This window comes from Pseudoalteromonas sp. SCSIO 43088 (assembly GCF_023650795.1).
GTDB lineage: Bacteria > Pseudomonadota > Gammaproteobacteria > Enterobacterales > Alteromonadaceae > Pseudoalteromonas > Pseudoalteromonas shioyasakiensis.
Genome location: NZ_CP072675.1, coordinates 3206598 through 3229879, shown reverse-complemented (window position 1 = coordinate 3229879; position 23282 = coordinate 3206598). Strand labels below are relative to the sequence as shown.

Below are 23282 nucleotides of genomic sequence, written 5' to 3'. Positions count from 1 at the left end.
CATGCTCTTTAAAAACTTATAACTCAAATGGTGCTACACCAACGGCTTTCATTTTATAGCCGACTTGAGCAATTTCACCAGACCAGGTTTCGGTGCTGATAACGCCAGTCACGACAATCGCATCGTATAGGCTTTCGATTGGTACGCCGTCTTTAATCGTGACATGCACAATTTGATTTGGCGGTGGTGGTGGTACGTGAATACAAGCACCAAAGTAAGGTACCAATAAAAACTCGGTGATCACTTCGCTGTCGCCTTCAAGGGGAACAACAAAACCAGGCAAACTTACTGATTGACCATTAAGTTCTTTTACCACGGGAGCATCAAGGTCTGGTTGCACCCAGTTTTGTTCTGAGCCTTCATGGTTTGCTTGCGCTTGGGTATCGATTTGCACATGACCTTTTGGAATTAAATCTTCCCAGAAGATTTCTTTAGGTGCGCCAGCATTAGCTCCAGCACACACAACTAATGCGACTAAAGCGACGAATTTTCGAAAAAACGGCATAACATTCCTTAAATTTTAATACTCATACCATCAGCAAGAGAGTAGAAATACGCGCGAGTTGCGGGAATTAACCCAACAATAAAGCCTGCAACCATTATCGCAGCTAAAAGCATGAGTTCATAGGATGACAATAAGGCTATATTTAGGCTTATTCCGGCATGGCTTTGCAAGTAATCTGCGCCGAGTAGCATTAAAGCATAGAATAATGCGATACCAACAATGCAGCCAAGCCCTGTAATGAGTAATGATTCTACACTGATCAAGGTGAAAATATGCCAAGGTCTTGCGCCAACAGAGCGCAAAATAGCAAGTTCTCTGCGGCGTTGATTTAAGCTTGAAAGCAGGCTCGTTAACATGCCAAGCAAACTGATCAGCACCACGACGATAGAAAATAACAGCAAGATTTTTTCAACGATAGAGAGCATTTCCCATAGTTCACGCAAAGTAACTCCCGGCATGATGGCTAGCAGTGCCTCATCTTTGTATTGGTTAATATTACGACGCACTTGTAAGGTATAAAGTGGTGAATCGAAACCAAGTAAAAAAGCGGTTATTTGTTTTGGTGTGCCAACTAAATCAACATCATCATGCTGGTCGTGGTCGTGGTCGTGGTCGTGGTCGTGGTCATTTGCATCAGCCTGAGCGGCTTCATGCTGATGAGCATGACCACCATGAATCGCTTCAATTGCTGCAAGTGGAATATGCAGGGTTTTATCAACAGGTGTGCCCGTTGGATTTAAAATACCGACCACTTTAAATGGGTTATCGTCATGATTATGAAAGCTGGTATTGCCCATGCCGTGCGCAATCACCACTTCGTCACCAAGCTGATAGCCAAGAGTATTGGCAACCTCAGCACCTAATACAACCTCAAATAAGTGATTAAATTCATGGCCTTGTGAAAAGCTCAACGACTGCTTTTTAGCAAAGCGATAGTGCTCAAAATAGTCTTTATTTGTACCAAGTACAGCTAAACCTTTATGGCTGTCGCCAAGTGACATAGGAATAGCCCATTTCACTCCCCGTTGCCCTGATATGTATTGGTAACTTTTCCAACTCACGCCATTATTAGCATGACCAATGCGAAATACCGAAGACAGCAGCAACTGGATATCACCGGTACGCGCACCGACAATTAAATCAGTGCCAGAAATTGTATTGCTAAAGCTACTTTTAGCATCAACTCGAACCCGCTCAATCGACATCAATAACATTACGCTGATAGCAATGGTAAATAGGGTGAGTAGGGCGCTGGCCTTTCGGTTTAATAAACTTTTTGTGGCGAGTTTAATGAGTAGCATCTGTGCCTCCTTGTAACTCAACAAGGCTGATACTGCGGGTAAATAGCGTTTGTAATGTTTCATCATGGCTAACAAAAATTAGCGTGCTATTTGCTGCGCTTGCCTGCTCAAATAACAATTTTACGAATGCTTGGCGATTTTGTGTGTCGAGTGCTGAGGTAGGTTCATCTGCAATAATAATTTCAGGGCTGCCAATAAAGGCTCGCGCTGCGGCAACTCTTTGTTGCTGGCCAATACTCAGCTGTGCAACTGCTTGATGCTGCAAGTTATCATTTAGCCCTAAAGCGCTCAGTAAGCGGCTTGCTTCAGCGGCTATTGTTGCACTATTTTTTAATGCGTTTTTTTGCCTTTGCTTTGAAAATTGGCAACCCAAAGTCACATTTTCAATAGGCGATAAATAAGGTAGTAAATTAAAGTTTTGAAAAATATAGCCAATATGGTCGGCACGAAAACGGTCCCGTTTACTATTACTAAGTTGGTTAATCGCTTTACCAAGCAGCTCGATATTGCCCTGTGTTGGTACTGTGACGCCAGCAAGCAATGATAATAACGTTGATTTACCACAACCACTCGGACCGTGAAGAAAAACATGTTCGCCTTGATCAATATCTAGCTTAGTAATATTGATCGTCGGCTCGGGTTGTTTTGCGTGCCATTTAAAAAGCACATTTTCAAGCGTGATCATAACGACCTATGAATTGTTACCATCGCCAGTAATTTAATTTTCTACGCATTTTAAAATTACGAATAAAATTACGTGGTTTCGGCTTAAGTGCAGGGTTGCTCAATAGTAATTCATTGCTAGCAGCAAGTACACGTTGACTCGATAAGCCGTCTTGATATGGATGCAGTTGCTGGCAGAAGTGCTCAATTTTCGCCATTAATTCAGCAGGTCGTGTGAAGGCATAATCAATCGCTTCAGTTAGTTTATTGACATCTGTGACATCAATAAGGTGTTCGCCAGGTGCTTGGTTGCAGAACGTCACGACGGGTTTTCTTTGTAAGATAAACATAAGCAAAATAGATGAGGTATCACACAGCATGACATCAGCAGCTTGTAAGAGTGGTAGTACATTATCTGTCTCGACAAAAGTTAGATTGTCGTTTTGTAGAGCCTTGTATCGTTCAACAAGCTCACTTGGCATTTTCGGGTGAAATTGCACCAAAATTCGCCATTTACCTTGCTCACTGTACGCTTTTATTTGTTCGTATAATTTAGGTGCAAGAGACAGGCGTTTTGAAAAAGTCGAACAAATTAAAAGAGTTTGCCTTTTATCGCCTTCATCTACGTATGGATTGTTTTCTATTTTTGAAAATAATGGATCTAGAGTAGGCCAACCTGTTTCTTTAGTTAAAAAGAAACCATGCTTTTTAGCTAGTTTCTCAAACTTAGAAGTTGTATTAGGGCCTTGGGTACAATACAGGTCAAAGCAGCCTCGGATGTTAAAATGATCTTCGTATCCTTTTCGATTTAGTTTTCCAGAATTAAAGCCGTGAAAAACAGCTACTTTTTTTCCTGGGATAAAGTTTGGAATTACATTCCCGGGAATGTATGAAATGTCTGGCTGCCACTGGATTACATCATCTATAGTTTCTAAACACGATTCATCTGAACGAAGGAAGTTCTGATTAACTTCATCACCATAGAAAAACCATTTAACTTCACCACCACGAGCTAAAATCTCCCGTTGCAATGGGCGTAAGATCGCGTACGAATAGTTCTGCGAAATAAACATTAAATATTTTTTTTCTGCGGTAGCTGCTAAGTAATCCAAGAAAACCTCCTATTTCGAGGGCACTAGTATAGCGAAATAATGTTTATGACAGCAAAATTACTGAAAGTTTAAATTTTTATGGTTTTTATTACATCCGCAGGCTGCTGATGATAGTGCAATGATTGAGCTTTCAAAGCGTCTAGATTATTATAGGCGGCCATAACCCCAATCCCATACATGTGCTCACAAGAGCATGCCAAATACTATCGGAGATAGCATGACTAGCTATAAAGTTTTAGACGTAAACGATGATTTACCGATCCGTACTAAAGGTGCGGTACACAGTGGTAAAGTGCGTTCAGTTTATTGGTTAACTGATGAAGACAGCGCTCGTTTAATTAATGAAAAAGGTTATCAAGTTCCAAAAGGAACTGAGCTAGCTATTATGGTTATTTCTGACCGTATTTCTGCGTTTGATTGTATTTGGCAAGGTGAAAACGGTTTAAATGGTGTGCCTGGTAAAGGCATCGCGCTAAACTCTGTGGCATCTCATTGGTTTAAGTTATTTGATAAAGCAGGCCTTGCTGGTAACCATATTGTTGATATTCCACACCCTTATGTATGGATTGTGCGTAAAGCAAGCACTGTGAAAGTTGAAGCCATTGCTCGCCAATATATTACTGGCAGTATGTGGCGTGATTATGCGAAAGGCACGCGTAATTTCTGTGGTATTGATTTACCAGAGGGACTTGCTGCGAACCAAAAGCTAGATGAAGTGTTAATTACGCCATCAACGAAAGGCATTATCACAGGTGTTGCTGATATTCCTGAAGTAGATGATGTGAACATTACCCGTGAAAACATCACCAATAACTTAGCTGTTTTCAACTTCAAATCTGAAGACGATGTCGCTAAATATGAGCAACTACTTGTTGAAGGTTTTAAGCTGATCAGTGATGAACTTGCACAGCTAGACCAAATCTTTGTCGATACTAAATTTGAATTTGGTTATGTTGAAGACATTGATGGTTCAGATAAGCTTATCTACATTGATGAAGTGGGTACGCCTGATTCGTCACGTATCTGGGATGGCCCAGCTTACCGTGACGGTAAAATCATTGAAAACTCAAAAGAGGGTTTCCGCCAGCTATTAATTAATAACGTGCCAGACAGCGATGTGTTATTAAATAAAGACCGCATGGACGAGCGTGAGCAGCTTGCTAAAGACTATACCTTGCCAGAATCAGTGATGCTTGAAGTGTCTGATACTTACGTTGGCATTGCGAGTAAAATCATTGGTCAAGAAATTACTATTCCAAGCGACCCACGTAGTGAAGTAATCGCTATTTTAGATAAAGAATACGGCTTAATTAAGCACAATTAATTGCTATTTTTTTAACTTAGATATGCTCTAAGTCAATATTATTAAAGCCAAGTTGGTTTTCTAGTAAAACTGCTTGGCTTTTTTCTTGCTTTTCATACCCTCTCTCATTAACTTAAGCTAAGATTAATCTATACTTATTAGCAAACTAGGCTAAGCAAGGTTCAATTATGACGTTTTTTGCGCACTGTGCTCGCACGGTATGTTCTTTTGTAGTTCTGTGCAGCGCAGCAACTGCATTCGCTGCTGATATTTCATTTACCGTTCGTGATCAATTTGGTAAGCCTTTGGCTGATGCTGTCATCGAATTAGAAAATAATGCGAACTCACCGAGCACGCAATTACCCATAGCGATAATGGACCAGGTTGATAAACAATTTTCACCTAATGTATTGGTGATACAACAAGGGCAGTCTGTTGATTTTCCTAATAGCGATAATATCCGCCATCATGTTTATTCTTTTTCAAGTGCTAAACCATTTAATATTAAGCTTTACGCTGACCGTCCAGAAAAACCAGAGTTGTTTGATAACAGCGGAGTTGTAGTCTTAGGCTGTAATATTCACGACTCTATGGTGGGTTATATCTATGTCGCAAATAGCGCTAATACACTAAAAACAGCAGAGGATGGCAAAGTACAATTAAAAGGTATTACTGTTCCAACTAGCATAACGATTTGGCACCCAAACCAAGCAAGTGAAATCAATAAAAAATTATCAGTCACTGTAACTGAGCAAGTCGCTGATATTACAATTAATACGAATGAACCTGCACCGCGTAATACGTTTGGTGAGATGTTTAAGGCAGATAATGATTCATAGTTTAAGAGGGCGGATCATAGCCTTATGCGTAAGCCTGGTTTTATTAACTAGTTTAGTAAGTTTAGCGAGCTCTTGGTGGTCGACAAATCGCTTTAACGATCAAAAGCTACGTGAAGATATTAATGTTGCTGAAAATGTTTTTAAGCAATATTTAAGCGCTAAAGAGAGCCTGCTATTAACGGCTGCAAAGGTCCTCACCGCAGATTTTGGCTTTAAACAAGCGGTCGCAACTCAAGACGCCGATACCATTAGTAGTGTATTGAATAACCACAGTCGTCGAATAAATGCTGATTTGATGTTGCTTGTGGATTTATCAGGGCAATTGGTTTCAGCAAATACTGAATTTAATCATAGGCCAGATGAGTTTTCTGCATTGATGAATGAATTACTCATTGATGCTGAGCAATCAAATTTCATTGTACTTGATCAAACCCTTTACCAAGTTATTTTACTGCCGGTGCGCGCACCTCGAACTGTTGCCTACAGTTTAGTGGGATTCGAGATTAACGACCTTGTTGCTGCAGAGCTTAAAAACCTCACCACAATGGATGTGAGTTTTATTGGTGAAGATGATGGTGTTGTAGAAACATCGCTGACCAAGCAACCACAAAGCACCTCTGTATTAGCGCATTTTAATAACGAGACAACGCAGCGCATATTTGGTGAAAAGCCGGTCTATAGAAACCGCCTGGTTGAACTTCCATCTTTGCCCGGACACCTAGTTTCTGTGCTATTAAGTGCTGATTTAACCCAGAGTTATCGTGAGTTTGAACAGCTGTTTTTCACCATTATTGTGCTTGCTGCTATTACTGTTGTGATAGGCGTATTGACCAGTGGTATCTTAGCTAAAAATCTCACAACACCGCTTTCAAAGCTTACTTTACTTGCACAGCAATTTGCCCGTGGCAATTATAAAGCTGAATTTGTAGGTAAAAAGCAAAGTAGCGAGATCACCACTTTAATTGATGCCTTTAACAACATGGGTAACGACATCAAAGAGCGTGAACAGCAAATAAGTTTTCAAGCTAGCCATGACTCATTAACCGGTTTTTATACCCGTTCTGCTATGTTGGAAAATATGGAAAACTTGTTTGCCGAAGGAGCTGAGTACACACTGGTTGCTATAGATATCCGCGGCCTTCGTCATATCAATGATAAATTAGGTCCGCGTATTGGTGATGATTGTTTAAAAGCGGTTGCTGAGCGTATTGGTGAATACTCAGCTCATCATAATGGTGTTAATGCTCGGATTGGCGGTGATGAGTTTTTAACTTTATTGCCAGCAGATGAAACGAAACAGTTTAAAGATGCGGTAATGAAGTTAGTTGCTCAGTTACAGGCTGGCTACTTAATTCAAGGCTTAAATATTACGTTACGCTTTAGTGTTGGGGTGGTGCATTGCCTTTCGCAAAATGTCAGCCCTGAGGACTTAATGCGTCGTTCGTTAATTGCTGTTGATACCGCATCTTGCGAGCATAAAACTATTCATTATTATCAAGAAGGTGAAGACGAAGAGCATCTTGAGCGCCTTGCAATAATTGATGAACTTAAGCAAGCCCTTGTTGATGATGACGGTCAGCTGTTCATGACCTATCAGCCAAAACTAAATATTAAAACTAATAGCATTGATAAAGTTGAGTCGTTAATCCGCTGGCAGCGCAAAGACGGTCAGTGGGTTTCACCAGAACTGTTTATTGATTTAGCAGAGCAATCGGGGGTGATTGTTGAGTTAACTTCTTGGGTTGTTAAAACCGTAGTGTCGCAAGTTGCAGCATGGCAACAGCAAGGTATTACTATGCAGGCTGCAATTAATGTCTCTGCGCAAGATATTGCATACCCAAGCTTTTACTCGCACCTTGCTAAACAGTTAGAAAAACATGCTGTTAATGGGCGCTTGATCACAATTGAGCTTACAGAACGCGATATGATTGAGAACGAAGAGCAAGGTATTAAGGCGCTAGAAAACCTCAAAACCTTGGGGGTTAAAATCTCGTTGGATGACTATGGTGTAGGGCAAACATCGCTTGGGCGTTTAAAGTCATTACCGATTGATGAGCTAAAACTTGATAAGTGTTTTATTTTGCAATTAGATCAGTCACGTCAAGATCAATACATAGTGCAATCGACGGTGACTCTAGGTCATCAGCTGGGCTTTTCGGTTGTTGCTGAAGGGGTTGAGAACAAAAATTCACTGGATATTTTAGTGCAAAATAAATGCGATTATGCACAAGGGTATTATTTAAGTAGGCCACTAAAATCAGAGCAGTTTTTGCAGTGGTTAGAGGTGTACAATGAAGCGTCTTAATTGGTTGTTTTGTCTGGCTTGCCTCGGTTTTGCAAGTTCAGGATTAGCTGCATCGGGTAAATTACTAGCAACGCCTGGTGTCTCACAAGTTGAAGGTAGTGCGGGTGGTGGTATTGTCCCTTGGGCGCAGCTTGCAGGCTATGCAAGTGATGATGAAATAGCAATAAATGGTTTTTGCAGCCGCGCTGATGTGAGTGATTACCGCTTAGATGTTTGTGGCGCGCAGCTAAATATTTATGATCGCGTTGAATTTAGTTACGCAGAGCAACGCTTCGAAGTTCCCGCATTAAATACCGATATTGAGCAATCAATTACAGGGGCAAAAGTACGCTTATACGGCGATATCGTTTACAGTAAATGGCCGCAGTTGAGCTTGGGTGTACAACATAAATCACTTGATGACGGCAGTATCGCAAACTTACTCGGCGCCAAAGATACCAGCGGTACCGATGTATACCTTGCTGCTAGTAAATTACATTTGGGCGCGCTTGCTGGGTATAACTGGTTTTGGAACACCACCTTTCGTTATAGCGATGCTAATCAGCTTGGCTTGTTAGGCTTTGGCGGCCCTGATAGCGATAAAGAATTGTTATTTGAAGCATCGACAGCTGTGTTTTTAACCCACCAAATAGCCGTTGGTGTTGAGTATCGTGAAAAGTCCAATAACCTAGGCTTAGGGGAGCAAGATTGGCAGGATGTGTTTGTTGCTTGGTTTCCTAATAAGTATGTTAGCGTGACTGCTGCTTGGTTAGACTTAGGAAGTATTGCTGGGGCTAAGGATCAAACAGGTTGGTATCTTTCTGTAACAGGGTATTGGTAATGATGAAAACACTTTTTACATTTGTATTTGCCGTTATGTTAGTTGGTTGTGCAAGTAGCAACAATAGCACCTTGTATCAGCAAATTAATGGCGAACAAGGAGTTGAAAAACTGGTTGATAGTTTTATTAATCAAATAGGCCGTGACGAACAAATTTTAGCTTATTTTAAACAAACGAATGTCGCCCATTTTCGACAAGGTTTTATTACTCATTTGTGTAGCGTCACCAACGGTCCTTGTGAATACAAAGGCGACAATATGGTTGATATCCACACAGGAATGAATATCCCTGAAAAAGACTTTAACCGTGTGGTAGAGCTTTTGATTAATGCTATGGACGAACAACAGATCCCGCAAACGGTACAAAATAAAATCCTTAGTCGCTTAGCACCACTTCGCCCTGAGGTAATTGATATTTAGCTATTGTTTATATTAAATTTTTACTTTATTGCATTCTTTGACTGTAGTCCTTAAACTTCAACAGAATTATTTAATGTATGGCTTAAAGCATGTCTTTTCTATTTATCTCTCGCAATAATGTACACGCCCGCTATTACAAAGAACTAATTGAGAAGTTACCCTTAAATTGCAAAGTGCACACGATGGGGGTACCAAGATTTGGTGCTCTGAAATACATCAAAAATACGACTAAGTATGATTTTAGTAAAATAATTGCGGAGCAACTATTACGGAAACAAGCGCGTAATAGTTTATGGAATAACCCGCTAATAATTAAAAGTTACTCTGCTTTGATGCTGCTTGTGGAGCGGTGTCGGTTCGCTAAGTATTATGATTTATTGAAGTCAGAATCGCCACAAGCTTTAGTCATTTGGAATGGTAATAAATTACCGAATGTTACTGTTTGTATGGCTGCTAAGGCTTTAGGAGTGACCACCTATTACTATGAAAATGGGTTACTGCCCGGAACAACAAGCTTAGATCCAAAAGGTATTAATTTTGCGGCTTCTGTACCGCGAGATAGTCAATTCTATTTAAACTTTGATCCGCAGGGGAAGTTGCCATTTTCTGCGCCTGATTTAATTCCAAGAGCGAATCATAAAAAGCGCTGTAAGTTTGACGCAATCGAGTTACCCAAAAAATACTTATTTGTGCCATTTCAAGTTCCACACGATACTCAAATAGCTTGCTACTCTCCATGGCTTAAGTCAATGGAAGAGTATTACTATGCTGTTGTTTCAGCTGTAAAACAGTTAAATGATCCAGAACTTAAAGTCGTTTTTAAAGAACATCCTTCATGGCATAAGCACTATGAGCACTTGTACGATAGAAATGATGTTGCCGTTTTTGCTAACGGAAATTGTACTCGAGAGCTTATCAATGGCGCTGAAGCCGTGATCACTATTAACTCGACCGTTGGCTTAGAATCTTTATTACTTGATAAAAAAGTGATTACCTTAGGGCTTGCTTGTTACAACATTGATGAGCTTGTACTACACGCGAGTGATCAAGCGACTTTGATTAAGTGCTTAGAAAAACTACAAAATGGCTGGCAGTCTAACAGTATTCTGAGAGATAAGTTTTTTACCTACTTAAAGCATGTGTATTGCTTGCCTGGTGTTTGGAAAGAATGTACAACTGAGCATGTTGAAGCGGTCGAAAAGCGCTTAACTCAACAAGATACATTTGCACAGTTATCGCAAAAGGAAAGCTAATGAAGAACATTGTCTCGCCAGAATGGTTAAACGAGCATTTAAGCCAGGATAACTTGGTTATCTTCGATGCAGGAATGGTACGTCCTGGTTTACCGGGTGAGTATGCGCCTAAGGCTATGCTTCCTAATGCACAGCGTTTTGATTTCAAAAAGACGCTGGCAGATAACAGTAACCCTGTACCAAGCATGATGTGCAGTAGCGAGCAGTTCACAGAACATATGCAGCTTGCTGGTGTTAACCAAGACTCTCTAGTTGTGATTTATGAAGACCAAGGCTTATTCAGTTCAGCGCGTGCGTGGTGGATGTTTAAAGCCATGGGCTTTGATAACGTAAAAGTTTTAAGTGGCGGTTTAGCTAAGTGGCTGGCACTTGGTTTTGCTACACAAGCAAGCTATTCAGCCGCTACTGGTCAAGGCAACTTTGTTGCCAGCCCGCGCGCTGATTACTTTATCAATGCTGAGCAAGTACTTAACTCACTTGACGAACAAAGCACACTAACACTCGACGCTCGCCCTTATGAGCGCTTTACCGGTGAACACGCTGAGCCGCGCGAAGGTATGCGCAGTGGCCATATTCCAAATAGTCGCAGTTTATCTCTAGCAACAGTGCTAAATAACGGTGAGCTTAAACCCCTTAGCGAATTGCAGGCATTATTTGAACAACACATAGCGCCGCATCACACCCAGTTGCAGTTTAGTTGTGGTTCAGGTGTAACCGCTTGTGCAATTGCATTGTGTGCCGATGAATGCGGTTACGCTAACTTACGTGTTTACGATGGCTCATGGAGTGAGTGGGGCGCTCGTCACGACCTACCTATTGAAACAGGTCCGCACCAATAAACTCAGCGTAATTTTGCCAGCTGCCGATACTGTTTTTATTCAGTGGCTGGCGGATTTGCTTTTTACTCGCCGTGGCTGATGCTGCATTACTTTTATAAAAAGTCAGGCAGTTTTCCTGCCAGCTTAAATCACAAAACGCATAGAGCTTCTGAGTTTGTTGAGTAGGCTCTGCCACCAATTGCTCATAGCTTTGCAAAAAAACATTTTCAGGATACTTGTTGGCAAAATGACTGACTAATGCCGAGTAATCTTGATAGAACGAGGCAATATCTTCAAGTGTAAAACTGTAGTGATGAAACACACTTTGCGGGCTATACATCTGTCTAAAATTGGCAATGCTGCAATCTTGCCAGCCCCGCTGCATACAAACGATTTTAGCATTAGGAAAAGCCGCTAAAATAAAATCAATATAGTAAAAGTTAAATGGCTGTTTGTCACAACTTCTTAGGCCGCCACTTAGTAGCTCAGCTCTTTGTTGATAGCTAGCCAGTGCTGTTTTTATTGCCTCAGATTCATATGCCTTATCGAGCATTTCGCTGTCTATTACACGCGCTGATTGCGTGGCGAATTGTATGAGTTGTGCAATATCATTTAACTCCCCAACCCCTTGCAGTTGTGTACTTTGATTAAGGATTTTTTCAACTAAGGTTGTGCCAGAGCGGGGCATGCCAACAACAAAAACGGGTAAGAACTCAGAGTCACTACTTGCAGGTGCTTGTTGTTTGCTTTGCGTAATGAGCTTTTGACAAAAGTGGTGGTGTTGGCTTGCTTGATAGTTAAGTTTACTGGCTATCGCTTGCTTACTTTGTGCAAAGTATTTAAATGCATTTTTGTAGTCATTTAGGTGCTCATAATTAAGAGCAAGACTATGAAAATACACTTGCTGTTCAACAATGCTTTTTTCTTTATCCGCCAAGGCTTGTAGTTTTTGGATATGTTGCTCTGCATCTATAACAGTATTGAGTTCAGCCTGCGAATAGTGGGCTTGATAAAAGCTAGGTTGCTTTGTGGTTAGTTGCTGAAGCAAGCTTTTAGCTTCATCGAACAGTCCGTGAATTTTATAACACACTGCCAAATTATAGCTAATTTGTGGGTTATCTTTATTGCGCTGGTAGGCTGCTTGTTGGAAGCTAAGAGCGTCGTCATAATGCCCTAAACGGGTCGCAATGTTGGCTAATGTATCAAAGTCTGCGCCACTAAAGTCAGCTGTTTGTAATGCGCTTTGATAATGTACAGCTGCATTACTTACTTTGCCTAACAGTACGTATAACCTGGCAAGTGCTAAATGATAAACTGCAAAAGGGGCTAGGCTTAGGGCTTTTTCAAGGAGCTTAATCGCTTTGGTGATATCGCCAGCTGCGGTGTTGACTTCGCTGAGTAAAAAGTAACAAACATGGTCTTCAGGATTTTGTTTTAGGCGCTGCACAAGTAAGTGATGTGCATCGGTTAGTTGTTTGTTGTTTAACAACTGTTGGATATGAGCGCGAAGCGCTTGTTGGGTATCATTTAGCATAAGCGCATAGTATACCAATTAATTATTTTCAGGTATTAAAAAGCCCTGCCTAAAGGTGGCAAGGCTTTTATGGGTATGTTTAATTACAGCTCAAAGTTGTAGCTAAACTTCATACCGATAGTACGAGGCGCTGTGGTGTAGTGACCATAAACACGCTGTAGCTCAGGTAGTTCTTTGTTTAGCTCAGTATATTGTGACATACCTGCCCAAGACTTATCACGACGTACAGAAGTGAATGCATATTTATCGAATAAATTGTCTACGTAAAGCGTTGCAGACCACATATCACCAGTAATTTTGGCAGATAAGTTACTTAGTGCATAACCAGGTAATACTTCGCCGTCTGCTTTTAGGCCTACTTTGGTGATCACATTGCTTTGCGCTGTGATACCGTAGTTTACACTTAATAACTTATCACCTAAGACATCTTGCTCGTAACGAAGACCAAACGAGAATTGATGCTCAGGAGCGCCCGGTAAACGGTCGCCTTTAGCACCATCATAGTAGCTTTGGTACTGTGCTAAGTCATCGCCTAACACACCAAATAAGTAAGGTGCATCTTCGGTCAATTCAGCCTTTGCATACGCGTATGTCGCATATGCAGCCCAATTATCACCAATCATTGCGCGAGTAGAAAGTTCAACACCTTTCGAATTAGCAGAGCCTGCATTTGAGGTAATTAGCTCTTGGCCATTTACAGTGCTACTACCTACTTGCGCATCTTTCCAATCAACATTAAATAGTGCAGCATTGAAGTGTAGGCGGTTACGTAACCATGATGACTTAAAGCCTAGCTCGTAGTTGACTGTTGTATCTGGTTTGTAATCTTCTTCGTTTGGCAGGGCACAAACTATTTGTTGCTCAGGTAATACATCAGGGCAAGGAGCAATACCGTTACCACCACCAATACGGAAACCTTCACTCACAGTAAAGTAAGCAAGTACACCATTATCGAATGTATAGTTAGCATTAAACTTAAATAAGTTACCGTTATCACTAGCGCTCACATTTTCCATAACAAGGTTATCTAGTGAATCAAAATCACCAGAATAAAGCGGCGTTGCAGAGCCTGATGTTGTTGATACATCGTATTCGTAAAAACGAGCACCTAAAGTTACATCAAACTGATCTGTGATGCTGTAGCCGATTTCACCAAAAAGTGCTTTTTCAGTGGTTTCGCTATCTGAAATTAGAATGTACTCAAGGTCTTGTTCAACATTTGGAATACCACCACCCCAGTACTCAGTCAGACCCGGCGTGTACTCACGATCATCAGAGTAACTTTCTACTTTGTTGTAGAAGCCGCCTACAATCCAGCTAAAAGCACTATTACTATTTGAAACTAAACGAAGTTCTTGCGTAAATGTATCGCGATCTGAGGTATCGTGCGTGTAGCCAACAAAAGAAGGGAAGTCGGCATAACCTGACCAAATATCGTAAAGTAGATCAGTTTGATCGCGCTGACCAGACTGCTCATAGCTAGACCAACCAGATGCAGATACCAGCTCAGCAAAACCAAGATCTGCTTTTACTTCTAAACTTAATAAATCGTTTTCTTCTTCACCAGGCTCAAGTACACGAGCTACGTTTTCGTACTTTCCTGGGACACCTTGTAGTGCACTACTATCAGCAAGTGAGCCGTATTGCGATGTCGAGTTACCGCCATTTTCTTGCTTTTGATAAAAGTAGTTTAGCGTTGCATCAACATCTTCGGTTGCAAGCCAACGCAGTGATAAACGTGCTGTGGTGATTTGCTCATCGTTAACATCGCTTACGCTTTTTAAGTTGGCATTTACATCGCTGCTGTCTGAAAAGTCAGGGTTTGGGTTTGATACACCCGGTTCTTGAACCACGTGAGTGTAGTCAATGTAACCAGGGTTATCGTAATAATTTAAGCTAGCACGAAGCGCTAGTTTTTCTTCAATTAGCGGGGTATTGAATACAGCACCAAACTCACCGCCAGTGCCGTCACTTTCGTTAATGCTAAATACATCGCCTGTAATCTTACCTTCGGTGATATCAAGCTCAGGTTGCTTTAGTAAGTAACGAATTGCACCACCTAAAGTACCTGCACCATACAGTGTACCTTGTGGGCCAATTAGCACTTCAACACGGTCAACATCAGTTAAACGTAAGTCGATGCTCAGTGGAATTTCACCAACATAGGTTGCCACTGTGCCACTATCAGAAATACGGTCAGAGGTATTTGTATTCAAACCACGAACGATAATCGGAGAACCTTCACGACCACCTTGATCAGAAATTGTTAAGCCAGGTACCCAGCGTGCGACATCTTCTAGATCGCCAATGTTTTGGTCGCTAATTACATCGCCATTGAGCGCTGTGATATTAAGCGGTGCATCTTGCACAGAGCCTGCACGTCGTGTTGCAGTAATTTGAATAGTTTCAATTGATTTATCAACTTCGATAGCATCTTCTGCAGCAAACGCCATATTGCTATTGATTAAAACTGCAGAAATTGCACTTGCAAGTAGAGCAGGCTTAAAAGTGTTCATGATTGATTCCGACTTAGTTACAGTAAATTTATGCTTAAAAAATAGACATTACTAGTAATTTAAGCTTAAAAATTGATGATTTAGTGAATTTATATCCAATTATAATGTATTTTTATTCTTATCGTCCATGCGTTATTTGCAATTAAATGCAAAATAATTGAATAAATACTCTGTAAGGGATTAGCTGTCGGAATAAGGGCAATGAGTACAGCCATTACTACAGCAATGGCCGCGTTTTAAAAAGAACCAGCGGCTAAATACCATGTAGTTGTTTTGCATGGTGTAATCGAGATTTTCTATTAAATTACCTTGAGTAAAATAAGGCTTAGCAAAGGCAAGCTGCTGTTCAAGAGGTTGTTGGTAAAGTTTAGATAAAAATGAATTGATCTTTTTTATAGTACAGTCTCGGCATAAACATTCTGTTGCAGCCTCATCGAGTGGTAAAATGTTGGGCAGCTCATTACACCAACAGGCATTAATATTGTCGGCTTGGCAGTTAAGCGTTGCTTTGCATTGTGAGCAAGTAAGGGTTGTCATTAAATAAAAAGATGCTTTGAGATTGAAAAGGTAAGCATAGCAAATGGATAAATTAGACGCATTAGATGAGTTTGCCCGCTTTGGTGATAACCGATTTGAGGCAATCTCAGTAATTACCAGTACTCCAGACACGCAAGGTGGTATCTATACTCTGACGCAAGATGTTTTCTGCCAGGTTTTACAGCGTGTTATAGACGGCGAAATAGATATCGATGAATTAGAACTTTGGGCAAACGTAGTAGAGTCTAGGCAAGACATCGACGAAAGTGCCGTTGAAGGGGCTATTTATGCGCTAAGTAATAACGAGCAAATGGGTGAGTTGAGTACAAGTACGCTAAAGAAGTTATTAGCAGTGACTTTAGGCTGAAAGAATTTTATACCTTTCAGCCTAAGGCATTTACTGCTTGCTATTTATGGTAGCTTAAGCAGGTTTCCACTTCGTTCTTCGAACCTAAGATCACCGCCACACGTTGGTGAATAGCATCAGGTTGAATGTCCATGATGCGCTCAGTGCCTGTTGAGGCAATACCGCCAGCTTGTTCGATTAACATTGCCATTGGGTTTGCTTCGTATAATAAACGTAATTTGTTAGGTTTATTTGGATCTTTCGTGTCGGTTGGGTAAGTAAAAATACCACCACGGCATAATACACGGTGCACATCACCTACCATTGCAGCAATCCAGCGCATGTTAAAGTTACGACCACGCGGTCCAGTATCACCAGCAATTAAGTCATTGATGTAATTTTGCATTGCTGGTTGCCAATGGCGTTGGTTTGAAGCATTGATTGCAAATTCGCTAGTCTCTTCAGGTACGGTTGCAAAATCTTGCGTTAATAAGAAGGTACCGTGCGTTTTATCTAAGGTGAAAAAGCGTGTGCCTTTGCCGGTTGTTAACGCCAGCACGGTTGATGGGCCATATAATACATAACCCGCTGCAACTTGGTTTTTACCCGGTTGCATAAAAATACTAGGATCAGCCGGAACAGCCCCTTCAGGCGCCGCCATAATTGAGAAAATCGTACCAACGAGTGAGTTGATATCAGTATTTGATGAGCCATCAAGTGGGTCGAATGCAACAATGTAGTTGGCATCTGGATTACCCGCAACGGTGAAATCTTCTTCTTCAGAGGCAATGGCTTTTACGTAGCCCGATTCTAATAAAATATCTTTTAAAAGTTGGTTAGTTAGAACGTCGAGTTTTTTCTGTGTTTCACCCTGAATGTTTTCGTCTAGGGTTGAGCCTAATACGCCAGATAGGGCGCCTTGACCAACACGAAATGAAATTTCTTTACATGCCGCAAGTACCGTTCTGATCAATGAGATCAGTTCACGAGGGCAACCATCTTCTAACAATACCGGTGGGAGTCTACGCATTCTATTTTCCTGATAACGTTGTAGCCAGACATTTTTAGTGTGAGAGAGAATGTCTTAGCAAGCGCTGAATTTCGTCTTAAATAGCTGATTTTTCTTGGCGGTACTTTATACTGCTTAATACCTATACAGTATTTAAAACGCGAATAACAAAGATAAGATTATGCAAAAAATACCATTACTACGATATCTGCTCTTAGCTGTGCTACTTACTATGATAACTCAAGCACACGCAGCAATTAAGTCTATAAATGATTTTACTGAAAAAATGACTCATTTTTCAGGCTATTTTTCATTTTACTACGACACAGAAAACGGCAAATTGTATCTTGAGGTGGATAAACTCGAGCAACAATTTTTATTACAACAAAGCTTACCTTACGGTGTTGGTTCAAATGATATTGGCTTAGATCGCGGTCAGTTAGGCGATACTCACTTAGTTCAATTTGAGCGTTTTGGCGATAAAGTGATGTTAAGAGCTATTAATACTTATTACCGTGCTAATACTAATAACCTTGCGGAACAACAAAGTATTAAAGAGGCGTTCGCATCAAGTATTTTAGCGGGCTTTAGTGTTGTAGCTCAGTCAGACACTGCGGTACTTGTGGATTACACCCCTTATTTATTAAGCGATGTTCATGGTGTAAGCCGTCGTTTATCAGCAACCGGGCAGGGAAGTTTTAACTTAGATAGCAACCGCAGTGCGGTATATTTAGCACGCTCAAAAGCGTTTGAAAAAAATACTGAATTAGAAGCCGTGCTTACTTTTCAAGGTAATAACCCAGGTAAGTATGTACGCCAAGTGAGTGCAGACCCTTATGCACTGACAGTGCATATGCATCACTCATTAATTGAGTTACCGGACGATAACTACACCCCTCGCAAATTCCACCCCCAAGCAGGTTTTTGGAGCATTGAGCACAAAGATTATGCGGCAGCGCTGGGTGAGTCTATGTATGTGCGTTACATCCCGCGTCATCGTTTAGCGAAAAAAGATCCGAGCCTGCCAATCAGCGAGCCCGTTGAGCCGATTGTTTATTACTTAGATCCGGGTGTCCCAGAGCCAGTTAAAACAGCGTTACTTGATGGTGCTAAATGGTGGAATGATGCCTTTAATGCAGCAGGTTATAAGAACGCATTTATTGTTAAAGTGCTCCCTGATGATGCAGACCCTATGGATATCCGCTACAACGTAATTCAATGGGTGCACCGTGCAACCCGTGGTTGGTCGTATGGCAGCTCAGTGATTGACCCTCGAACAGGTGAAATCATCAAAGGTCATGTGACACTGGGTTCACTGCGTGTTCGTCAAGACATCCTAATTGCGGAAGCATTAGCAGCTCCCTATTTTGAAGGCAATGAAGTGGCTAAGCGTTTACAAGCCATGGCACTTGATCGTATTCGTCAATTAAGTGCCCATGAAGTCGGGCATACTTTAGGTATTTCGCATAACTTTGCAGCGTCAGTGGCAGACAGAGCCTCTGTGATGGATTATCCACACCCACTACTGAGCTTTAATGAGCAAGGTAAATTAGATGTAAGTCGAGGCTATGCTACTGGCATGGGCGTGTGGGATACCCAAGTGGTCAAATACGGTTATAGCGACTTCACCAATCAAAATGAAGCACAGCAATTGGCCGCAATTTTAGCTGAAAACAAAAGCAAAGGGCTGGAATTTATTTCAGACAGTGATGCCCGCGCTCAAGGTGGTGCTCACCCAACAGGGCATTTATGGGATAACGGCAGTTCACCAAGTGATGAGCTAATGCGTGTACTTGATGTTCGCAAACAAGCGCTGACGAGCTTTGGTATCGAAAACATCAAAACAGGCACTGCTTTATCACAACTAGAAGAAATACTGGTGCCACTTTATTTGTTCCATCGCTATCAAGTAGAAGCTGCGGTTAAACTAATTGCTGGTGTGAATTATGAGTACGAAGTACGTGATGGCTCACAACCAAAAGGGGCACAGGTTGTGGCAAAGCAAACGCAACAAGCAGCAGTGGATGCCTTACTTGCAACGCTAAAAGCCGAAAACCTTGTTTTACCTGAGTCAATATTAGCGCTTATTCCACCAAAAGCATATGGAGAATCTAAATCACGCGAAAGTATTGTTGGTCGCACAGGACTAACGCTTGATGCTATGGCGCTGCCTGAGGTTGCTGCAGCACATAGCTTGAGCCTACTTTTCAATAGCCAACGCATTAACCGTTTGGCGCAGCAGCAAGCACGAAGCGATGCATTTTATGGTTTAGATGCGCTATTAGCACAAACTTATCAGCAAGTTTTTGAGCAAAAAATTGCTTCAGGGATGGCAGGTAAAATTAGCCAACGTGTGCAGCTTTTAACGGCGAAACAGTTTGCTGACTTAGTGGCAAGCAATGAGGTGGCACCCGAAGTACAAGCACAGCTTCGTTACTACTTAGCTAAACTTGCAAAGAGTTACCAACAAGAATCAATGCTAGGCAGTGCATCCGTTGGTAACAGTGCATTTAAGCAATACTTAAGCGAGCAAATCAGCTTGTTTTTAGAAAGCGGTGAATGGCCTGCAAACTTTAAAGTGTTGCCAATGCCACCGGGTTCACCAATTTAATCCACCTTTCTTTTAAGACGCCTAGCATAGCTAGGCGTTTTACTTGCATAAAATTGGATATTTGCTAATCTAGCGGCCTTCCTTTTTTGTCTTTTTGAGGTGTATATGGCGTTCTTTTCTCGCTCGTTGTTAGCAGCGGCCATTACATTCTCTAGCTTTTCCAGCTACGCAACCCTAGAAAAAAAACAATGCGATGTAGAGCTAAGCCATGGCTTAATAATCACTGATGATGTCATTCGTATTGTTGATAAAGGTCAAACTCGCGTACAGATCAATAACGATAACCAATTGTTTATAAGAGGTTATTGGGTTGATTTAAGCCCAGATGAAAGCAAAGTTGTAGAGCAGTTCAGCCGCGGTATCAGGCAAACAGTCCCTGAACTTGTTGACTTGGCGACCGATGGTGTAAACCTTGGCTTAAGTGCCATCGAGCAAGTTGTTGAGGGCATGTCAGACAAAGAGCCCGAAGTACTAAAAACTCAGCTGCAATATGTTGAGCGTGCGCTGATGGATAAATTTAAGCGTGGTGATGACTTCTTCTTTATTGCTCCGCAGTCGCTGTCGAAAATAGATGACTTTTTTACCAAAGAAATCAGCCAAAAAATTCACTCTGCAGTGCATGGCTCACTTGGCGCTATTTTAGTCTCGTTAGGCGATGCTTTTAAATCGCGCGAAGGTAACATCGAAGACCGTATCAATGATATGGGGCAGCGTATGGATATCATCTCAAAAGAAATTGATAAATCACTACAAAAGAAAGCAGAGCAATTAGAGATGAAAGCCTCTGAGTATTGTGAGTGTTTGAACTCATTAGATGTCACCGAATCACGATTACAACAAATGGTGCCTGGTATGGCCGATTTTGATTTGGTACAAATAAAGTCTTAATGCGAATTTAAAACGAAAAAGCCCAGCAGTTGCTGGGCTTTTTCGTTTTAGTTGATTTAAATTAACTGAATTTAGCGGTTTCAGTTTCTAAATTGCTAGTAAGACCTTTGATCAAATCGGTTGCTGTATGGGCCTGATTTGATACATCAGCCGTTTGTGAAGCCGTGTCTGAGATAGTTACGATACGTTTGGCAGTGTCTTCACCGGCATCAAGCTGCTCTTTTGCAGCAATGGCTATCTGATGGCTCATTTGCGCGATGGCGCTGAGTGAACTGGCAACGCGTTTTAGCTCTTCATTGGCTTTAGTCGACTTTTCAACGGTTTGTTCACTGGTACTAATACTAAGCGAAACAGATGATTTGGCATCTTGGGTTGCAGCTTGTAGTTTGCCAATCATATTGCGGATTTCTTCAGTACTGGTTTGTGTGCGCTGAGCAAGCCCGCGAACTTCATCAGCAACAACAGCAAAGCCTCGTCCTTGCTCACCTGCACGGGCAGCTTCTATCGCTGCGTTAAGCGCAAGTAAGTTAGTTTGTTCGGCAATACCTTGAATAACACTGAGCACATTTGCGATGTTATTTACCTCATCATCTAGCACTTGAATATTATTACCAGCGCTGTCAATTTGCTGCTCTAAAAGCGCGATGGTATCAGCAGCCTCGCTGGTTAAGTGGCTGGCGCTTTGACCTTGTTGCTCAGCTTCTTGCACTGAGTAAGCGGCTTGTTCAGCATGTTCAACAACGGTTTGCGCTGAGGCTGTTAACTCGGTAATTGCTGAAGCTACCATTTGAGTTTCTTCGTTTAGGCTACGAGTGAGTTTATCGAGCTCAACAGAGCGAGACTCGTTATCAACACTTTGATTTTTTAAGCTATCTGTAACGCCTTTAATGCCGCCAACAACGCCACGTAAACCTTGCTGCATGTAATGCATGGCAGCAATAATGCTCTCAGGTGGAGCATCTTGGCGAATATATGAGTTTAAGTTGCCGCGAGAGACGTTTTTTACAATACCGATTACTTCATCAATTTCGCCGCCTAAGGCATTAGTGAGCGATGAGCCAAAGCGAGCAATAGCAAAGGTCAGTGCAATGGCAATAAGCATAGATAAGCCCAGCAACCACTTTGCAGTATTCCAATAACGTTCATCAACTTCTTTGGCGCTAATGCCTGTACCAACATACCAGCCAAACAGCGGTGTTTTTTGTACTACAGAGGTTAAATCAACGGTTTCACCATCTCGCACTGAATCCCAGTGATAGGTGATGATTTTATTGGTCGTGTTACCCACGAGATTTTCGACCATACGGCCGATACTGTTGCCGCTGGCATCTTTAAAATCGTTAAAGCTGGTGCCGTGTAGCTCTGGGTCGTGCGGAGTGGCGACAAAATCTAAGTTGTTGTCGACGACATACACATATTCTGAGTCGTGGTATTTATTTTCTCGAAGTACCTGAATAGCAAGCTTCTTTGCTTGTGCTTCTTCGAGTTGATTGCTTTTAACCATCAACTCAAATTGCTCAACAATATTGGTGGTGCTCTTCATGAGCTGGTTGATACGCGCGATGTTGTCGCTTTCGCTGGCATGGCGTAAAGATTGTAAGCCAAGTAACGCTATCGCAGATAACGCAATAAACATAGCGATAGCAAATAAGGTGATTTTTGTTTTTAAAGCTAATCCTGATAACACAGTCAGCCTCCTTTATTATTTCCCCTGTTAACTTTTACCACGTTTGTCTGGTTTTATTAAGGAAAAATGACAGCGTTATCATGACTTTTGCTCAAGTACCTATTTAGAGCTTCAGTTCGGCTTCTGTAAGGGCACGATATTCACCGCTTGCAAGGCTTTCGTCGAGGGTGATGTCAGCTATTTTTTCACGATGTAATTCAACAACTTTATTACCTACAGCCGCAAGCATTCGCTTAACTTGGTGGTATTTACCTTCGCAAATTGAAAGGCGTAAGCTGTAGCTTGCAAGTTTTTCAACAACCGCAGGGCGAGTTAGCTCTTTTTCGTTGTGCAATTGCACCCCTTGCTCTAACGCTGCAATGGCTTCTTCATCAATAGGTTCTTGAGTTTCAACTAAATACGTTTTGAATTTGTTATGCTTTGGTGCAGTAATTTTGTGTGACCAGTCGCCATCATTGGTGATGATTACTAACCCTGTAGTATCGATATCTAAACGGCCTGCAACATGAAAGTCGCTCATATTTGGTTCATCAAGTAAATCGAATACAGTCGGGTGAAGGTCATCTTTATTGGCACATACATAGCCAGCAGGCTTATGGAGCATGAAGTAGCGCTTACCTAAAAATACCAGTGGCTCGCCTTGCCAGCGCACGTCATCATCTTGGCTGATTGAATAATCAAATGAGGTGATCACCTCGCCATTCACAGTGGCGTATTTACGTTTGATACCTGCTTTGGTTTTGCTGCGAGGTAACTCGGCAATATGGCTAATAAATTTATCTAAACGGCATGGAAATTTCATTGGGATCACATTTT

At 41.6% G+C, this 23282-nt stretch carries 20 protein-coding genes; 10 read left to right on the top strand and 10 right to left on the bottom strand.

Annotation, left to right across the window (positions count from 1 at the left end):
- Positions 1–16 precede the first annotated feature (16 nt).
- The 4 genes from J8Z28_RS14875 to J8Z28_RS14860 are packed head-to-tail and all read right to left on the bottom strand — an operon-like array spanning position 17 to position 3581.
- Positions 17–505 carry a DUF3299 domain-containing protein gene (locus J8Z28_RS14875; RefSeq protein WP_054552700.1) on the bottom strand — a complete coding sequence of 163 codons (489 nt, stop codon included), beginning with the start codon at positions 503–505 and terminating at the stop codon, positions 17–19.
- 8 nt (positions 506–513) lie between these two features.
- Complete coding sequence (locus J8Z28_RS14870) at positions 514–1806, bottom strand: ABC transporter permease (RefSeq protein WP_055199221.1); 1293 nt, start codon at positions 1804–1806, stop codon at positions 514–516.
- Complete coding sequence (locus tag J8Z28_RS14865; RefSeq protein ID WP_054561016.1) at positions 1793–2491, bottom strand: ABC transporter ATP-binding protein; 699 nt, start codon at positions 2489–2491, stop codon at positions 1793–1795. The genes J8Z28_RS14870 and J8Z28_RS14865 overlap by 14 nt, the downstream gene beginning before the upstream one ends.
- Before the next feature lie 16 nt (positions 2492–2507).
- Complete coding sequence (locus tag J8Z28_RS14860; protein WP_244269411.1) at positions 2508–3581, bottom strand: CDP-glycerol glycerophosphotransferase family protein; 1074 nt, start codon at positions 3579–3581, stop codon at positions 2508–2510.
- Between the two features lie 217 nt (positions 3582–3798).
- Here J8Z28_RS14860 and J8Z28_RS14855 point away from each other — a divergent pair, with 217 nt between their 5' ends.
- The 7 genes from J8Z28_RS14855 to J8Z28_RS14825 all read left to right on the top strand — a co-directional run bounded on the left by J8Z28_RS14855 (position 3799) and on the right by J8Z28_RS14825 (position 11359).
- Positions 3799–4905 carry a phosphoribosylaminoimidazolesuccinocarboxamide synthase gene (locus J8Z28_RS14855; RefSeq protein WP_062566470.1) on the top strand — a complete coding sequence of 369 codons (1107 nt, stop codon included), beginning with the start codon at positions 3799–3801 and terminating at the stop codon, positions 4903–4905.
- A 167-nt stretch (positions 4906–5072) separates the two neighbouring features.
- A complete protein-coding gene (locus J8Z28_RS14850; protein ID WP_062566469.1) occupies positions 5073–5723 on the top strand; it encodes a methylamine utilization protein in 651 nt (216 codons plus the stop codon).
- Complete coding sequence (locus J8Z28_RS14845) at positions 5713–8028, top strand: bifunctional diguanylate cyclase/phosphodiesterase (protein WP_062566468.1); 2316 nt, start codon at positions 5713–5715, stop codon at positions 8026–8028. Before J8Z28_RS14850 ends, J8Z28_RS14845 begins: the two co-directional genes overlap by 11 nt.
- Positions 8015–8848 carry a DUF3034 family protein gene (locus tag J8Z28_RS14840; RefSeq protein WP_058585872.1) on the top strand — a complete coding sequence of 278 codons (834 nt, stop codon included), beginning with the start codon at positions 8015–8017 and terminating at the stop codon, positions 8846–8848. The genes J8Z28_RS14845 and J8Z28_RS14840 overlap by 14 nt, the downstream gene beginning before the upstream one ends.
- Positions 8848–9267: a group I truncated hemoglobin gene (locus J8Z28_RS14835; RefSeq protein WP_062566467.1), complete on the top strand. Its 420-nt coding sequence runs from the start codon at positions 8848–8850 to the stop codon at positions 9265–9267. Before J8Z28_RS14840 ends, J8Z28_RS14835 begins: the two co-directional genes overlap by 1 nt.
- Positions 9268–9644: 377 nt before the next feature.
- A complete protein-coding gene (locus J8Z28_RS14830) occupies positions 9645–10520 on the top strand; it encodes a capsular polysaccharide export protein, LipB/KpsS family (protein ID WP_240701459.1) in 876 nt (291 codons plus the stop codon).
- Positions 10520–11359, top strand: a complete 840-nt coding sequence (locus J8Z28_RS14825; RefSeq protein WP_062566465.1) for a sulfurtransferase — start codon at positions 10520–10522, stop codon at positions 11357–11359. The genes J8Z28_RS14830 and J8Z28_RS14825 overlap by 1 nt, the downstream gene beginning before the upstream one ends.
- Here the strand turns inward: J8Z28_RS14825 and J8Z28_RS14820 are convergent.
- From J8Z28_RS14820 to J8Z28_RS14810, 3 genes are all read right to left on the bottom strand, one after another.
- Positions 11334–12872, bottom strand: coding sequence for a tetratricopeptide repeat-containing sulfotransferase family protein (locus J8Z28_RS14820; protein ID WP_062566598.1), 1539 nt, complete (start codon positions 12870–12872; stop codon positions 11334–11336). The genes J8Z28_RS14825 and J8Z28_RS14820 overlap by 26 nt on opposite strands.
- Positions 12873–12955: 83 nt before the next feature.
- Entirely contained in the window at positions 12956–15388 is a 2433-nt protein-coding gene (locus tag J8Z28_RS14815; protein WP_062566464.1) for a TonB-dependent receptor, read from the bottom strand.
- A 180-nt stretch (positions 15389–15568) separates the two neighbouring features.
- Positions 15569–15925, bottom strand: a complete 357-nt coding sequence (locus J8Z28_RS14810) for a DUF5522 domain-containing protein (RefSeq protein ID WP_062566463.1) — start codon at positions 15923–15925, stop codon at positions 15569–15571.
- Between the two features lie 43 nt (positions 15926–15968).
- On the opposite strand from J8Z28_RS14810, the gene J8Z28_RS14805 reads away from it, so the two are divergent.
- Positions 15969–16292 (top strand): hypothetical protein, encoded by a 324-nt coding sequence (locus J8Z28_RS14805; RefSeq protein ID WP_062566462.1) that lies wholly within the window; start codon positions 15969–15971, stop codon positions 16290–16292.
- Between the two features lie 40 nt (positions 16293–16332).
- On the opposite strand, the gene J8Z28_RS14800 is transcribed toward J8Z28_RS14805, so the two are convergent.
- Positions 16333–17301, bottom strand: coding sequence for a class 1 fructose-bisphosphatase (locus J8Z28_RS14800; RefSeq protein ID WP_062566461.1), 969 nt, complete (start codon positions 17299–17301; stop codon positions 16333–16335).
- Positions 17302–17461: 160 nt separating this feature from the next.
- Here J8Z28_RS14800 and J8Z28_RS14795 point away from each other — a divergent pair, with 160 nt between their 5' ends.
- Together J8Z28_RS14795 and J8Z28_RS14790 are read left to right on the top strand one after the other, a co-directional pair.
- Positions 17462–19891 carry a zinc-dependent metalloprotease gene (locus J8Z28_RS14795; protein WP_062566460.1) on the top strand — a complete coding sequence of 810 codons (2430 nt, stop codon included), beginning with the start codon at positions 17462–17464 and terminating at the stop codon, positions 19889–19891.
- Positions 19892–19996: 105 nt separating this feature from the next.
- Positions 19997–20779 (top strand): YggN family protein, encoded by a 783-nt coding sequence (locus J8Z28_RS14790; RefSeq protein WP_054551020.1) that lies wholly within the window; start codon positions 19997–19999, stop codon positions 20777–20779.
- Between the two features lie 61 nt (positions 20780–20840).
- Here the strand turns inward: J8Z28_RS14790 and J8Z28_RS14785 are convergent, their stop codons facing one another.
- A complete protein-coding gene (locus J8Z28_RS14785; RefSeq protein ID WP_062566597.1) occupies positions 20841–22415 on the bottom strand; it encodes a methyl-accepting chemotaxis protein in 1575 nt (524 codons plus the stop codon).
- A gap of 154 nt (positions 22416–22569) precedes the next feature.
- Positions 22570–23268, bottom strand: coding sequence for a 16S rRNA pseudouridine(516) synthase RsuA (rsuA, locus tag J8Z28_RS14780; RefSeq protein ID WP_062566459.1), 699 nt, complete (start codon positions 23266–23268; stop codon positions 22570–22572).
- Positions 23269–23282 lie beyond the last annotated feature (14 nt).